Here is a 13,936-nt window from a genome sequence, read left to right on the forward strand (position 1 = left end):
GGCAACCACCCACAGACCGAGGCTTGGGGGGTGAACCCAAGGAATTCGGGTCGGATCCTGCTGACATCCTGCTTCACTAGCCAACCTACCGAAGAACAAGCGACTTGGGCAGAAGAAATGAAAAACGGCAGGGTCTTTCGTTCCCGAAGGAGTCTAAGCTGTCTAAATGAGTGTCCACCCCTTCGACCTTCTGACCGTCGACCAATTGCGCCGGACCGGATCGCTGAAGTGGTCCGAATACCGCGGATCGCTTGGCGCCTGGGTGGCCGAAATGGATTTCGGAACGGCCCCGGGCGTCATCGCGGCGGCACAGGAAACGTTGGTCAACGGCCTGATCGGCTACGCACCGACCCAATTGGTCCACGACATGCAGCAAGCCACGGCCGGATGGCTGGAGAACAGGTTCGAGTGGAAGATCGACCCCGACCAGGTGCGGCCCATGAGCTCCGTGATGACGGCGCTTGACGCCGCCATCATGCATTTTTCCCCGGGGCACCGTCCAGACGCTCCCCTGGTCCTTTTGACCCCCGCGTACATGCCCTTCATCTCCACCGCGGAGCGTTTTGGGCGGGATTCCATCGAAGTGGCCATGGTTCCCACGCAAAGCGGATGGGAAATCGACTGGAACGCCCTGAAGCAGGCATTGGCAGGCGGCGCCCTGCTGGTCCTGGTGAATCCGCACAACCCGATTGGCAAGGTCTATTCGCGCGAGGAACTGCTCGCGATTTCCGAGCTGGTCGAAGCCTCCGGATCGAGGGTCTTCGTGGACGAGGTCCATTCGCCACTTGTTTTTGACGGCGCCTCCCACATTCCCTATGCCACAGTTTCGCCCGCGGCCGCGGCGCACTCCGTCACGTCGGTTGCGGCCACGAAGGCCTTCAACCTGCCGGGACTCAAGTGCGCCCAGCTGGTCCTGACCAACGACGCCGACCGAATCGCTTGGGAGCGGGTGGGCGGGGTTGCCGAACACGGCGCAGCCAATGTGGGGCTGGCGGCGACAACGGCTGCCTACCGCACCGGGACGGGCTGGCTCGACGGGGTCATCAGCTACCTTGACGACTCGCGAATGCTGCTCTTGGACATCATCAAGGAACACCTGCCCCAGGTCCGCTACATTCCCCCGCAGGGGACCTACCTCGCGTGGCTGGATGTTTCCCGGCTCGCCTTGGACCCGGGACCCGCCCAGTTCTTCCTCAAGGAAGCCCAGGTCGCTTTGATCAACGGCACTGCCTGCGGCAGCGGCGGCAAGGGCTTCGTACGGCTGAACTTTGCCACCCCGCGACCGGTGCTGGGCGGAATGATCCACCGCATGGGGGCCGCGGTCGACGGGTGCGACAACAAGGACGTCACCGACCCGGAGTTTGCCCAGTAGCCTTGGGCGGCTCCGACTAGCCCTTCTGGATGTTGGCCAGCAACTGCTCGAACGGCAGCGACGTCAGGTTGTCGCGCGGGTTTGCGGTTTCGCTCACGCGCGGCGCGATGGAGCGGGTGTCGCCCAGGTCCTGGGTCTTTGCTGCGGTCCCGTGTGGTCCGGCAATGGCCTGTGCCAGTTCGGCCCCGGCGCGGCGCTCGCGTTCGGCCAGCGCACCGTGGCCCTGGTCCGCTCCCCAGTCCTCGGGTGAGGCAAAGATGGACGTGGGCATGATCCGCGCCCGCAGGTAAGCGAAGATCGGACGCATTGCGTAGTCGACCACCAGGTTGTGCCGTGCACTTCCGCCCGTGGCGGCCAGGACCATGGGCTTGTCATCGAGCGAGGTGGGATCCAGGACATCGATGAACGACTTGAAGAGCCCGGAGACCGATGCGGTGAAGACCGGCGAGACAGCGATCAGTCCGGCCGCGTTGCGTACCGCTTCGATGGCCTCAGCCAGGCGCGGCGGTGCGTAGCCGGTAAGCAGGTTGTTGGTGATGTCAGCGGCGTAGTCGCGCAACTCAAGCACCGTCAGGTCGGCTTGGATGCCCACCGCCGCAAGTTCCTTGACGGCGGATTCGCCGAGCTGGCGTCCCAGCAGGCCGGAGGTCGACGGCGTGCCCAGTCCGCCGGAGATGACTACGATGTTTTGGCTCATGATGTGTGTGGCTCCCTCTCGTGAAATACATGTCTTTGCATGTAAAACCACGAGGGTCGTGAATTCATTCCCGGCCGGCCTCTTCTTTTTTTGGAACGCTTTCGTCGGCCGCCGCCGTCGGCATGCAGATACCGCCAAGGCAACGTCCGCGGATGGCCGCAACCAGACAGTAGGCGGCAGTCGCGCCTGCACCGAATGCAGCGACGGGCGCGTCGGACCAGAGCGAAATACCCATGGCTGCAAGCACCACGGCCACGGTCATCCAGACCACGCGATACCGCATGCAGCCTCCCTGGTTCATCCTGATGGCAATGGCCGAAATGCCGGGTTCACCATGACCTCAACGGTACCGCGGGAACAAGCGCCATGCAGAAGACGACGGAAACACCTTGGCCAGAACGCATTGCCGAACCAACGAATATGGCCTCCACCGCCGGACACACGAAGGCCACCGTCTGCCCTGGGGGCGGCGAGACGATGGCCCTCGTGATTTCACCCGTTTTGCGTTAGGCAGCCGGGTGTTTGTGCTCGGTATCGCCTAATCCGAAGGCTTCGGGGCCGCGAACCATGCGGAAGGCTCCAAGAAGCGCGACCAAGACACCAATAATGAAACCAATCCACAGCGGACTGATCACGGTACCCAGGGTGATGCCGCCGGCGACGATGAATACCAAGAAGAGCAGGGCCGTGAGTCCGCCGCCAATCAACAATCCGTTGGCGTGGTGCGTCCTGGGCACCCTCAGCCTTGACTTGGGTTCCTCGCGTGGTGCCGGAATGTGTGCATCCTGTGTCATGACATTTCACTCCTGTCATTTTCTCTGGAACAGGCCACCATGTTGTTGCGAAGTGTGCACCGTCCAAGCCGTTTGCCGGCTTGTCGAGGTACATGTTCTTGGCTTCGTCGCCTGTGGCTAGCCTGCGTCGTAGCGTTCCCTGTCCTCCGGCGTCATCGGGCTCTGCGCGTCGTTGCCCGAGCCGTCGGGCAGTTCGTCCGCGGATCGTTTCGCGGCGCCCTTGGTCGTGGATGATCCGATGACTTTTCCGTCGGATTCTTGTACCGGCGTGGCGTTGGTTTCCTGGTTCATCGTGTGCTCCTCAGTCCTTGAAACTGGAACATGGATGTTTCTCTTGGAGTATGCGGTAGCCGGGCGGACCACCGGTCAATGTCGGCACGATACCCCAACGGAAGTTTGGGGTTCATCGACAAAGTCGTGAACGTCGGCGGTTTCCAATAATCGCGATCCGAAGGCGAAGGTGTCATGCGCCGTGAACAGAGCCGTCTGGCCAATGCCAGATATCACCTAGGCGTTTTCGCCGCCGGCACCGATTTCCTTGCCGTATCCATGCGTTCTCCCGCATCCTCTTGCCCATCGGTTCTGGTGGTTTCAGCAAACCGACTTACCTTGAGAATACGCCGGGTATCTATGGATTTCCAGCATTTCAGGTGGTATTGGGAGCCGACCCGATCCGGGCAGAAATTGGACGGTCCTGCACTGCAGAGCAGGAGACCGCAGGGCTATTCAACCGAGAACTGGACCCGCTGCCAGCCGCTGGCGCCGTCGGGGACCGGGTCGGCTTTCTCGCTGGTTTGCATTTCCCCTTGCCCGTCGAAAGCCCTGACGCTGACCGTGTGGTTTCCCGATGAACCCCCGTCCCATTCGTAGCGCCATTGCCGCCAGGTGTCCACGGAAGCCTCGGCGCCCAATTCCGTGTCCATCCAGTCGCCATCATCGATCTGAACTTGTACCTTCGAGATTCCCTTGGTCTGCGCCCAGGCGGTTCCTCCCATGACAACCGTTCCCGCCGGAACGCTTGCGAAGGACCGCGGCACATCCACCCGGGAGGAGAGCTTGATGGGACCGTGATCCGACCAGCCTCGCGTGGTCCAGTATGCGACCTTGTCTTCGAAGCGTGTGACTTCCAGGTCAACAACCCATTTCGTGGCGGAAACGTAGCCGTAGAGACCGGGCACCACCATGCGGACCGGGAATCCGTGCTCCAGCGGCAAGGGCTCGCCGTTCATGCCGATGGCCAGCAGGGCCATGCGGTCGTCGGTGAGAACCTCGAGCGGCGTGGAGGCACTGAAACCGTCAATCGATGTCGAGAGGACCATGTCCGCGCCGTCCTTGGGCACCGCACGCTCCAGGAGCAGGCGCAACGGATACCCCAGCCACTTGGCGTTGCCTACCAGCTGGCCGCCAACCGGGTTCGATACACAAGTCAGCGTCAGATAGCTTTCCACGAGGTCCTCGGCCAGAAGTTCCTCGAAGCTCATGGTGAATTCCTTTTCCACCATGCCGTGGACCCGCAGCGACCATTCAGTCGGGTTGATGCGCGGCACCGTAAGAGCGGTGTCGATCCGATAGAAGTCCTTGTTCGGCGTGATGAACTTCGGCATGCCCGACAATTCGACCTGTGCGCTTGCCGGTGGCGCCTGTGCCAGCACCTTGGCCGCGGGGAGCCCGAGGGCCGAACGGGCGGAATCGGCTACGTTGCGTGCGGTGGCCAGGGATTTTCCGACGCCCGTGGCGATTGCCGCGCCAACCAGGGAAAGTGCAGTGCCCAGCAGGAAGTTCCTGCGCGAGGCCCCGGGTGCCGGCACCTCTTCGGGTGTCGAAGGCCGGGCCTTCCCGGCGAGCGCCGAGAGCCAGCGCAGGGCGGCCAGGCCCGCGACGGCACCCAGGATGATGGGGGTCAGGTCCACGAGTCCGGTGGCCGGCCTGGAAAGCACGGCTCCGCCGATTGCCACGGCGAGGACCACGATGCAACCGGCCGCCAGGGCAAAGCTGCGCCTGGCGATCATTCCGTCCAATACCGCGGCGATGGCGGCAATCACCCCCATGGAGATGAAGAGTGCCAGTTTGTCATTGGTGCCGAACGTGGCAATGGCGAAATCCTTGAGCCATGGCGGCGTCAGGTCGATGAACACCGATCCCATCGCCACCAGGGGCGCCGATGATGTGGCGAAGAAGGCCGACACAAATTGAGCCACGGAAAAAAGCACGGCAGCCGACGCGAAGCCCGCGAGCCCGAAGGTGCCCAGGTCCCGCAGCCTCGTTGCTGTTAACTTGTTCATGAGTTCACCCACCCGTACGTTGTGATGCTTCCTCCCCGCGACTGCGGGGAACAACTAACCACTACGTATTCGGAACGGTACCACCGGCGGATTGGAAGACGGCGGCGTATTCTTTCAGGCGCCTAGAGTTCCTGGACGAGGATCGGTTCGGTCGTTGGCGCCGGGGATCCGGAAGCCGGTTCCACGGTGATGCCGAAGTGTGTCACGCCCTCCATCGCCCCGGAAACCATGACCATGCCATCGGCCTTGGTGCCGTCGACCATTCCGGCAGGTATCGCACCGGTGCCGGAGATGAGCCACAGTTCGTACCCCTTGTCGCTGGGCAGGGCAGGCAATCCGGCGGTGGTCACCGCCATCTTGCCCTCGGATGCCGAGTAGGCCAAGGTAACCGTGGCACCGTCGTCCAGTTGCTGGCTCTTGGACTGGACATCGGCGGCGGTCAGGATGCGGGTCAGCTCGTTTTGCTGCGTGCTGAGGGCAGCCAGCTGTTCCTCCAGCTTTCGCTGCTCCGCATTTTGGTTGACCACCACGCCGCTGAGCACGCCGGATGCCACCAGCAGCACTCCGGCCGCCAAAGCGAACATCCGTTGGTTGGTCTTGGCAGCCGCGGGCGGGCGCTGCGGGGCCGGCTCCTGCGACCGCTCCGATGCGCGGTCCTTCCCTGCTGCCTCTGCGGCGGGGCCCGAAGCCTCCGGGGCTTCGTGGCCAGGAATTTCCCGCTCGGCGTCGACCGGCGGCAACTGCGGGGTGTTCCGGATGGCGGACATGACATTGGCCTTGAGCCTGGCCGGAGGTGCGACGGGTTCGGCCGACTGGCCAAGAAGCGCCGCCGTTTCCTGCAGTGCATCCAATTCGGCACGGACCTCCGGGGAGGATTCTGCATGACGGATCAGTTCGTCGCGTTCGTCGTCGCCCAGTGCGTTCAGGGCGAAGCTGCCGGTCAGCTCGTTCTTGTGCTTGTCCATTACGCCACTCCCATCAGGTCTCGAAGTTTGTTCATTCCGTCGCGTATTCGTGTTTTCGCGGTTCCCACCGGGATCCTGAGCAATTCGGCCACCTCGATGTGCGTGTAGCCCCCGAAATAGGCCAGTTGAATGGCATCGCGCTGCGTCTCGCTGAGCCGTTCCAGGGCCTGGATGACGCGTCGGCTTTCATCATGCTGGATGGCCGTTTCCTCAACGTCATCGTAGCTCGCCTGGAATTCCTTGATGCCTTGGCGCAGGTCGCGGTCCTTGCTCGCCTGGCTGGCCCGGACCCGGTCGACGGCCCGGCGGTGTGCCAGGGTCAACAGCCAGGTGATCGCCTTTCCGCGGGCCGAGTCGTAGCGTGAGGCCTGTTGCCATGCTTCGACGAATACCTCTTGCGTGACTTCCTCGCTTTGAGCCTGGTCCTTCAGGATGCGTCGGACCAGACCGAAGACCTGGGGCGAGAGACGGTCGTAGAGTTCTTCAAAAGCGCTCTCATTGCCTGCCGCAATCCGGAGCATCAGTTCTTCGGTGGTCGGGGCCGAGGTCTGTTCCGTGCCACCGGGTAGATGTGAACTCATGCGATAAAGCGTCTCATGCATTCCAAACCCGTCCTTCATCCTTTCTGGTGCGGCGGCCGAAAAATATTTATCCGCCCTGCCGGAACCACCGGTCGACGCCTATCGACCGCAGGGGGTCGGTGCGTGATGGAAAGGACCATCAGACACCAACCCCCTGGTGGGTTGCCTTGCTGTGCAGCGGCTACTTCTTGGCCGGGGGCATCAGCACGGTGTCGACGAGATAGACGGTTGCGTTGGCGGTCTGGACGCCGCCGCAAACCACCGTGGCGCCGTTGACCATGAGCTCGTCACCGCTGCCGGTGACCTCCAGGTCCTCGCCCTGGACCGTTGTGTGGCTGCCGGGGATGTCGCTCGGTGCGATCTGGCCGGGGATCACGTGGTAGGTCAGGATGCTGCTCAGGGTGTCTGCGTCCGCGACCGCTGCATTGAGGTCCTTTTCCGGGATGGCTGCAAAGGCCTCGTCAACCGGGGCGAAGACCGTGAACTCGGCACCGTTGAGGGTGTCAACCAAATCGACCTTCGGGTTGAGCTTGCCTGACACCGCTGCGGTGAGGGTCTTGAGCAGCGGGTTGTTTGATGCGGCCACTGCGACCGGATCCTTGGCCATGCCGGCAACCGAGCCTTCTCCGCTGGGCACTGCCTCGGCGTATGCCGCGCAACCCGAGCCAACGAGGTTTGCTGCCGGGTCCATGGCCGCTTCGCTGGCCATTGCCGAGCTGCTCGGCGCCGCCGACGAACTGGACGGGGCGGCCGAAGATGCAGGTGCGGCGGTTTCGCCTCCGGTGCCCGCCGAGCAAGCGGTCAGGCCAACGGTGGCAACTGCAATCAGTCCGAGTGCTGAGGCAAACTTGCTGTTCATGCGCTTCATGTCATGCTCCTTGCTTGGCGTCGACCCCTGGCCTCCGCGCCTTCCCGACCACTGTTGGTGCGGGCTGTCATGGAGCATTCGGTGCCGTACGGCAAACGGATTGGAATCATGTCAAAAAAGTTTTCGGGCCTCCGCCACTACCCCCCCCCCAGAGCGGGCTCCCGTCAACACCTGGACATGGAAGAAGCGGAGAAGATGTCTGTTCTTCTCCGCTTCCGGTAAAACTATCTCCAATCATCAAGTTGCTCAGTGTTTCTTGATGTGGGTTACCTGCTCGGTCTCTGTCGCAGGTGCGTTCTTCGAGCGCTTCTCCGCGCGTCGCGCCTTGATCGACTTGCCGGCAGGCTTCTTGTGTTCATGTCTATGTGGTGATTTGTCTGGCATCAATTACCTCTCACCCTGGGGCGGGATCACTTACGACCGCGACTGGTCTCCCCACACATAGACGATACTCCTGAGCGCGCAGGGATGCCAGCACTTTTTGGGGGTCCCGCTTTCCTTGGCTTTCCCCGGGCGTCACCCCTGCCGCGACGTGCCCCTTTACCGCAACGGCATCGGGCCATAGGCTCGGTTTCATGCCGGTGATGATGAGAACCATCCAAACAGCAGTTCCGCCAACCATCCTGTACCAAGACAAGGCACGGGACGTTTTTGCCGCGCAACCCGGGCTGACCCGCCTGGGCCAACGACTGATCAACACGTCGTTTGACTCGGCCCAGATTTCGACCCGCCATACTGCGGTCACCGAATTCACCACCGAGACGGTGGCCGAGAACCCCCTCTTCTTCGACGCGGAGTCGGGGCTGCTGCTGCGACCCAGCACCAAGGAACGCAACGAGGTCTTTGCCGCCACGGCCCCCGGACTCTACATCGAATCGGCACAAAAGGCCCTGGATGCCTGCCCGGATCTTGCACCCGGCGACATCACCCACGTCATCACGGTCTCCTGCACCGGCTTCTACAACCCCGGGCCCGACTACCAATTGGTCAGGGCACTGGGCCTGAGCCCGGCAACCCAGCGATACCACCTGGGATTCATGGGATGCTACGCCGCCTTCCCGGCCCTGCGCGCCGCCAAGAGCTTTTGCGAGGCCGACCCCAACGCAGTGGTCCTGGTGGTCTGCGCAGAGCTGTGTTCCATCCACGTGCGCAGCTCGAACGACCCCGACACCATCATGGGCTCCGCGCTCTTTGCCGACGGTGCCGCGGCCGCCATCGTCACCGCCCGCCAGCACTCCGGGTCCGGCCTGCAGCTGGACCACTTTGAGACGGTGCTGACCCCGGTGGGCGAGGAGGCCATGGCCTGGAACATCGGGGACGAGGGCTTTGAAATGGTCTTGGGAACCTACGTCCCGCACATCATCGACGACCACATCGTTGGCGCCTTGGAACCGCTGCTGGCCCGGGACCCGACGCTGGGCGACGCCTATGCCGACATCCCTCACTGGGGCATCCACCCCGGCGGACGGGCCATCCTTGACCGCGTGCAGAAACGCCTGCAGTTGGGCGACGACCAATTGGTGCCGGCCCGACGGATCCTCAACGACTACGGGAACATGTCCAGTTCCACGGTGCTGTTCGTGCTCAAGGACATCATGGACGAGAACATTTCCCGGGCATCGTCATCCGGCGAGCGCGTGTGCTCCATGGCCTTTGGCCCCGGCCTCACCGTCGAGACGTCCCTGATGACCATGGTTTCCGGGAGGGAGGGCTAGGCGCCCCGGACATGCAACGCGACATTGCCGCACTGGAGGAAATGGACAGGCCCGATGCCGATCCGCTGATGCTGGAGCGGACCTACGCGCAGTTCCCGCTGGTGAACCGATGCGTGTCCGGGTGGCGGAGCGTGTACCTGGGGCTGGTTCGACCGGCGCTTCCGCGCAACCGCACCGCCACGGTCCTGGACATCGGCTGCGGCGGCGGAGACATTGCGCTGGCACTCCTGCGCTGGGCACGGGCCGACGGACTGAGCCTCAAGGTGACGGGCATCGACCCGGACCCGCGCGCCCACGATTTTGCCTCCCGGGCGGCTGCCGCTGCCGGCTTTGGCCCCGCGGAGCTCGAATTCCGGCGGGCGGCAAGCGCGGAGCTGGTGGCCGAGGGACAGGTGTTCGACGTGGTCATCTCCAACCACGTCCTGCACCACCTGGATCCGCCGGCGCTGTCAGGCGTCCTGGCCGACAGCCAGGTGCTCGCCCGCTCGCTGGCGATCCACAGCGACATCCGGCGCCGGCGCAGCGCCCTGCTGCTTTTCGGGCTGGCCGCCTTGCCCCTGGCCGGCACCTCGTTCATCCGGCGCGATGGCCTCACCTCCATCCGGCGCAGTTTCACCCGCGACGAGCTCGCCCGGGTGCTGCCGCGCGGATGGCACGCGCACGCCGCGGGGCTGTACCGGAACCTGGCCATCTGGCACGGGGAACCACCGGCCGGCCGATGATCGACGTCCTGATAGTCGGGGCCGGCCCCAGCGGGATGGCGCTGGCGATCCTGCTGCGCCAGGGCGGACACAGCGTGCGCGTGCTCGAGTCCCGGACCGGGGTCGGGGAACACTCCCGGGCCATCGGGATCCATCCGCCGGGACTCGCGGTCCTGGATGGGCTCGGGGTGGGACCGGCTGCCGTGGAGGCCGGCGTGCGGATCACCCGCGGGGTCGGCATCTCCCGCGGACGGACAGTGGCGGAACTGGGGTTCGGCTCCATCCCGGCCGGTCACCGGTTCGTGCTGTCGCTGCCGCAAAACCGGACGGTCGGGCTGTTGCGCGACCGTCTGCGGGAGCTGGATTCCTCGGCGCTGCTGGCCGGGCACGAATTCACCTCGTTCACCGCGCACCCGGGGTTCCATAGCGTCGAGGCCGCGACCGCTGGCGGACCCGCGCGGTTCGAATGCCGGTTCCTCGTCGGTGCCGACGGCACGCGGTCGGCCGTGCGGCGGGCGGCGCTGGTCCCGTTCCGCGGCAGGGACCTGCCCGATCGCTACCTCATGGGCGACTACCCGGACGGCACCGACTTCGGCCCGGTGGCGGCGCTGTTCCTGCACGAGCACGGGATCACCGAGTCGTTCCCCCTCCCGGGGAACCGGAGGCGCTGGGTATCCCGGCTCCGGGATGAGCGGTCCCCGTCGCTGCCCGAACTCATCGCGCGGCGGACCGGGCACCGGGTGGAGGCCGGCGAAAACTCCATGCTCAGCGAATTCGGGACCGCGAATTTCGCGGTGGGATCCATGAACCACGGGAACCTGGTCCTGATCGGGGATGCTGCCCACGAGGTCAGCCCCATCGGGGGCCAGGGCATGACGCTGGGGTTGCGCGATGCCGCCGCCTTGGCCCCCATCCTGGGGGCGGCGCTGGGCGGGGAGCAGCCCCGGGACCGGCTCGAGGAGCAACTCGCGGGCTTTTCCCGCCGGCGTCTGGCCGCTGCCCGGCAGGCCGGGCGGCAGGCGCAGGTGAACATGGCGCTGGGGCGCCCGCTGTGGGGCCCCGCCGTGGGGACACGCGATGCGCTGGCCCATGTGCTCTTCGGGTCGGAGCGGTTTTCGACCGCCGTTGCCGCCACGTTCACCATGACCGGCAAGGGCGGTTGAAAACGCGCGGGGCGTGGGGGGAAGAACGATTCTTCCCCCACGCCCCGCGGTTGGTTGGTGCCTCCGAGGTTATCCGTTGAAGGCAAACCGTGTCTGCAGGCGTTCGGCGGTGCGGTCCGGGTTCAGCAGCAGGACGCAGATGACACCCACGACGACCAAGTAGATCCCGATCATGGAGAATGACGAGTTCATGCCCTGGGCCAGCAACGAGGCCATTTCCGCGCTGTCGCGCACGCCCTTGGGACCGGGAATGTATCCGGCGCGGTCCATGAGCGATCCGACCATGGCCGGGGCAATGACGCCGCCGACCGAGGCCAGCCCGGTCAGCGTGGCCATGATGGCGGCACGCTGCTTGGAGGCGACACAGAACGCGATGGCGGTGGGGGCCAGCGGGTAGATCATCGCCAATCCGGCGCCAAGGGTCAGCGCCGTCACCGCTGCGTAGCCGTGCAGGTGCGGCAGCACGGTGAAGCAGATGCCCGAGACCAGCAGCGAAGCGCCGAACAGGGCGCCCATGGCCCAGCGCACCGTGACGCCGCGGCGCATCAGGTACCGCGAGGTGTATCCCAGCACCAGCAGCGCCAGGGCGCCGATGACCCACGGGAAGGTCGAGACCAGGCCGATCATCTCGGGCGAGAGGGCGACGACCGAGCCGAGGTATTTCGGCGACCAGGTGGTCAGGAAGCCCTGCGCCCAGAAACAACCCGCACCGGCCAGGACGGCAGCAATGAACATTCTCGAGCCCAGCACCCGGCGGATGGGGACGAGCTTGAGCAGATCGGCACGTTCGGTGATGCTTGCGCCCGGCTTTCCGGCGGCCGGCTGCTCCCGGGGCACCGCGGCTTCCGGGACCTTCGCCGGTTCCGCCTCGGTGGCGGCCTTCTTCGCGGTGATGTGGCTGTAGGGTCCGTCCCGCCCTACGAGGAACCAGACGACGCTCCAGAGCAGGCCCACTATGCCCAGGAACCCGAAGGCCCAACGCCAGCCGAGTGCCGGGTGCGCGATGATGCCGGCCAGGATGGGGGCCGCGATGATGGGTCCGAGCGTGGAGCCAATGGCAATGATGCTGGAGGGGAAGCCGCGCTCCTTGGCCGGGAACCAGCCGTGGACGTGTTGCAGGGAAATGGGGGTTGCCGGGCCCTCGGCCCCGCCGAGCAGGATGCGGGTGACCAGGAGGACCGCGGCGCCGCCCCCGAACAGCATCGGGAACTGCAGCACGGCCCAGCTGATGCCCATGGTCAGCAGGATCCAGCGGGTGGAGACCTTGCCGGCCAGGAAGCCCACGGCCACCGCGGCGATGGCGAAGAGGAAGAAGAATGCGCTGCCGATGAGTCCAAACTGGCCCGCAGTGAGGCCCAGTTCCTTGATGGCCGAGTCGGCGACAAGGCCGAGAACGGCCTTGTCCGCGAAGTTGATGATTTGGAAGACGACCAGCAAGGAGGTGACAATCCATGCCCGGCGATTCATTTTCCCGTATTTGACGGCCGCACGAAGGGTGTGCGGCTGGACGTGTTCCGAGGTGCTCATGCGCCTGCTCCGATGATTTCAAGTCCTGCGGTTTCAAGGTTAGTGGTTGCCCGGTCCCCGGGGAAGAAGACATCATTGTCCTCGGCAATGTGCACGGTGCCGGCGAAGTCCCGGCGGACCGCCTCGCCCATGGCCACCAGGTCGGCGGTGCCCGGGGTGTTGGGCACGATGTGGTGGAGCACCAGGGCCTTGACTCCGGCCGCGGCGGCGACCTTGCCGACCTCGGCAAAGGGAGTGTGCGATTCGCGCAGGTGGACCTCGATCCCCTCGCGGGTGGGCCCGTCGGGGAAAGTCGCCAGGATGGAGGGCAGGTCGATGACCTCGTGCAGCAGCAGGTCGGCGCCCCGGGCGAGCCTGATGCAGTTTTCCGAGTAGGCGGTGTCCCCCGAGATCACGACCGAGCCGTGGCGCGAGTCGATGCGGAACCCGAAGGCCGGGAAGCACAGCCGGTGGTCGACCAGGATGGCGGAAACGACCACGAGCTCGTCGCGGTAGATCTCGAACGGCTCCATCACCGGGTGCCTGTTGGCCACCGGGTCGGCACCCGCGGCCGTGGGGATCTCGATGTCGTGCCCGCGCACCCATTCGTGCGGCTCTCCGCGGCCCTCGTCGGCCATGCGGATGGCGATGTCCGAAGCGAACACAGTGTCGAGCAATGCGTCAACGATCTGCGTGGTTGAGGTCATTTCGCGATTGCCCACGCGGGCGTCGATGTCCCGCGCATGTTCTTCATCGAGGGCCGGGATGCGGGCTGGCTTTCCAGGGCCAAAGACCTCGATGGGTGCCGCGAAGGACTCCCCGGGCACCTGCCAGCCGGTGACCAGGAAGGAACCCAGGTCGTAGATGTGGTCGGAGTGGTGGTGTGTGAGGAAGATGCCGCGCAACTGGCCCCATTCGCAATGCGAGCGGTAGTTGCGGATGCTGCCCATGCCGCAGTCGAAGACGTAGGTGGCATCGTCGACCCGGACCGCGGTGCTGGTGCCGGCCCGGGAACTTGAGACGATCGGTCCACCTCCCGTCCCCAAGGTGTGCACACTCATGCCGCTGAAATTTTTTGTACTCACGCTGGCGCCTCGCTTCGTTTGGAAGGGCTGTCGGTTCATGGCCCGGTCTGTGGTTGGTTCAAGTACGCCGCGGCAATTTGACCTTGCAGCAGCGCACGCCCCCAAGCGTGATCCACATCATATGCACTAGAACTGGCGATCGCAATACCTATTGCATATGGTCGTGGTTTTCTGCCATGCTGGGTCAACCAAGGAAACATGCGACAA

14 protein-coding genes are annotated in these 13,936 nt (G+C 64.8%); 4 read left to right on the top strand and 10 right to left on the bottom strand.

Annotation, left to right across the window (positions count from 1 at the left end; translation table 11 throughout):
• Positions 1-166: 166 nt before the first annotated feature.
• Positions 167-1,372 carry a MalY/PatB family protein gene (locus ACIPUB_RS04465; protein ID WP_407606269.1) on the top strand — a complete coding sequence of 402 codons (1,206 nt, stop codon included), beginning with the start codon at positions 167-169 and terminating at the stop codon, positions 1,370-1,372.
• 16 nt (positions 1,373-1,388) lie between these two features.
• Here ACIPUB_RS04465 and ACIPUB_RS04470 read toward each other — a convergent pair whose 3' ends face one another.
• The 8 genes from ACIPUB_RS04470 to ACIPUB_RS04505 all read right to left on the bottom strand — a co-directional run bounded on the left by ACIPUB_RS04470 (position 1,389) and on the right by ACIPUB_RS04505 (position 7,559).
• The gene (locus ACIPUB_RS04470; RefSeq protein ID WP_407606270.1) at positions 1,389-2,069 is read right to left on the bottom strand and encodes a CE1759 family FMN reductase; all 681 of its coding nucleotides are present in this window, start codon (positions 2,067-2,069) and stop codon (positions 1,389-1,391) included.
• Between the two features lie 64 nt (positions 2,070-2,133).
• A complete protein-coding gene (locus ACIPUB_RS04475; RefSeq protein ID WP_407606271.1) occupies positions 2,134-2,352 on the bottom strand; it encodes a hypothetical protein in 219 nt (72 codons plus the stop codon).
• Between the two features lie 223 nt (positions 2,353-2,575).
• A complete protein-coding gene (locus ACIPUB_RS04480) occupies positions 2,576-2,863 on the bottom strand; it encodes a hypothetical protein (RefSeq protein WP_407606272.1) in 288 nt (95 codons plus the stop codon).
• Positions 2,864-2,980: 117 nt separating this feature from the next.
• A complete protein-coding gene (locus ACIPUB_RS04485; RefSeq protein WP_407606273.1) occupies positions 2,981-3,154 on the bottom strand; it encodes a hypothetical protein in 174 nt (57 codons plus the stop codon).
• A 431-nt stretch (positions 3,155-3,585) separates the two neighbouring features.
• A complete protein-coding gene (locus ACIPUB_RS04490; RefSeq protein ID WP_407606274.1) occupies positions 3,586-5,145 on the bottom strand; it encodes a molybdopterin-dependent oxidoreductase in 1,560 nt (519 codons plus the stop codon).
• Positions 5,146-5,267: 122 nt separating this feature from the next.
• On the bottom strand, positions 5,268-6,110 hold the full coding sequence (locus ACIPUB_RS04495) for an anti-sigma factor domain-containing protein (protein ID WP_407606275.1): 843 nt from the start codon (positions 6,108-6,110) through the stop codon (positions 5,268-5,270).
• Complete coding sequence (gene sigK / locus ACIPUB_RS04500; protein WP_407606276.1) at positions 6,110-6,691, bottom strand: ECF RNA polymerase sigma factor SigK; 582 nt, start codon at positions 6,689-6,691, stop codon at positions 6,110-6,112. The genes ACIPUB_RS04495 and sigK overlap by 1 nt, the downstream gene beginning before the upstream one ends.
• 181 nt (positions 6,692-6,872) lie before the next feature.
• Positions 6,873-7,559, bottom strand: coding sequence for a fasciclin domain-containing protein (locus ACIPUB_RS04505; RefSeq protein ID WP_407606277.1), 687 nt, complete (start codon positions 7,557-7,559; stop codon positions 6,873-6,875).
• A gap of 575 nt (positions 7,560-8,134) precedes the next feature.
• Here ACIPUB_RS04505 and ACIPUB_RS04510 point away from each other — a divergent pair.
• The 3 genes from ACIPUB_RS04510 to ACIPUB_RS04520 are packed head-to-tail and all read left to right on the top strand — an operon-like array spanning position 8,135 to position 11,138.
• Positions 8,135-9,274, top strand: a complete 1,140-nt coding sequence (locus tag ACIPUB_RS04510; protein WP_407606278.1) for a type III polyketide synthase — start codon at positions 8,135-8,137, stop codon at positions 9,272-9,274.
• 11 nt (positions 9,275-9,285) lie between these two features.
• Entirely contained in the window at positions 9,286-9,996 is a 711-nt protein-coding gene (locus tag ACIPUB_RS04515; protein WP_407606279.1) for a methyltransferase domain-containing protein, read from the top strand.
• A complete protein-coding gene (locus ACIPUB_RS04520) occupies positions 9,993-11,138 on the top strand; it encodes an FAD-dependent oxidoreductase (protein ID WP_407606280.1) in 1,146 nt (381 codons plus the stop codon). Before ACIPUB_RS04515 ends, ACIPUB_RS04520 begins: the two co-directional genes overlap by 4 nt.
• Before the next feature lie 69 nt (positions 11,139-11,207).
• On the opposite strand, the gene ACIPUB_RS04525 is transcribed toward ACIPUB_RS04520, so the two are convergent.
• Both ACIPUB_RS04525 and ACIPUB_RS04530 read right to left on the bottom strand, forming a co-directional pair.
• Complete coding sequence (locus ACIPUB_RS04525; RefSeq protein ID WP_407606281.1) at positions 11,208-12,665, bottom strand: MFS transporter; 1,458 nt, start codon at positions 12,663-12,665, stop codon at positions 11,208-11,210.
• Positions 12,662-13,729, bottom strand: coding sequence for an MBL fold metallo-hydrolase (locus ACIPUB_RS04530; RefSeq protein WP_407606282.1), 1,068 nt, complete (start codon positions 13,727-13,729; stop codon positions 12,662-12,664). The genes ACIPUB_RS04525 and ACIPUB_RS04530 overlap by 4 nt, the downstream gene beginning before the upstream one ends.
• Positions 13,730-13,936: the final 207 nt, after the last annotated feature.

Origin of the sequence: Paeniglutamicibacter sp. ORCA_105 (genome assembly GCF_045798545.1) — a bacterium.
Taxonomy (GTDB): domain Bacteria; phylum Actinomycetota; class Actinomycetes; order Actinomycetales; family Micrococcaceae; genus Paeniglutamicibacter; species Paeniglutamicibacter sulfureus.

Excerpts from the sequence above, each read along its gene's own strand:
- ACIPUB_RS04465 (WP_407606269.1), top strand. The coding sequence starts at position 167 with ATGAGTGTCCACCCCTTCGACCTTCTGACCGTCGACCAATTGCGCCGG.
- ACIPUB_RS04470 (WP_407606270.1), bottom strand. The coding sequence starts at position 2,069 with ATGAGCCAAAACATCGTAGTCATCTCCGGCGGACTGGGCACGCCGTCG.
- ACIPUB_RS04475 (WP_407606271.1), bottom strand. The coding sequence starts at position 2,352 with ATGCGGTATCGCGTGGTCTGGATGACCGTGGCCGTGGTGCTTGCAGCC.
- ACIPUB_RS04480 (WP_407606272.1), bottom strand. The coding sequence starts at position 2,863 with ATGACACAGGATGCACACATTCCGGCACCACGCGAGGAACCCAAGTCA.
- ACIPUB_RS04485 (WP_407606273.1), bottom strand. The coding sequence starts at position 3,154 with ATGAACCAGGAAACCAACGCCACGCCGGTACAAGAATCCGACGGAAAA.
- ACIPUB_RS04490 (WP_407606274.1), bottom strand. The coding sequence starts at position 5,145 with ATGAACAAGTTAACAGCAACGAGGCTGCGGGACCTGGGCACCTTCGGG.
- ACIPUB_RS04495 (WP_407606275.1), bottom strand. The coding sequence starts at position 6,110 with ATGGACAAGCACAAGAACGAGCTGACCGGCAGCTTCGCCCTGAACGCA.
- sigK (WP_407606276.1), bottom strand. The coding sequence starts at position 6,691 with ATGAGTTCACATCTACCCGGTGGCACGGAACAGACCTCGGCCCCGACC.
- ACIPUB_RS04505 (WP_407606277.1), bottom strand. The coding sequence starts at position 7,559 with ATGAAGCGCATGAACAGCAAGTTTGCCTCAGCACTCGGACTGATTGCA.
- ACIPUB_RS04510 (WP_407606278.1), top strand. The coding sequence starts at position 8,135 with ATGCCGGTGATGATGAGAACCATCCAAACAGCAGTTCCGCCAACCATC.
- ACIPUB_RS04515 (WP_407606279.1), top strand. The coding sequence starts at position 9,286 with ATGCAACGCGACATTGCCGCACTGGAGGAAATGGACAGGCCCGATGCC.
- ACIPUB_RS04520 (WP_407606280.1), top strand. The coding sequence starts at position 9,993 with ATGATCGACGTCCTGATAGTCGGGGCCGGCCCCAGCGGGATGGCGCTG.
- ACIPUB_RS04525 (WP_407606281.1), bottom strand. The coding sequence starts at position 12,665 with ATGAGCACCTCGGAACACGTCCAGCCGCACACCCTTCGTGCGGCCGTC.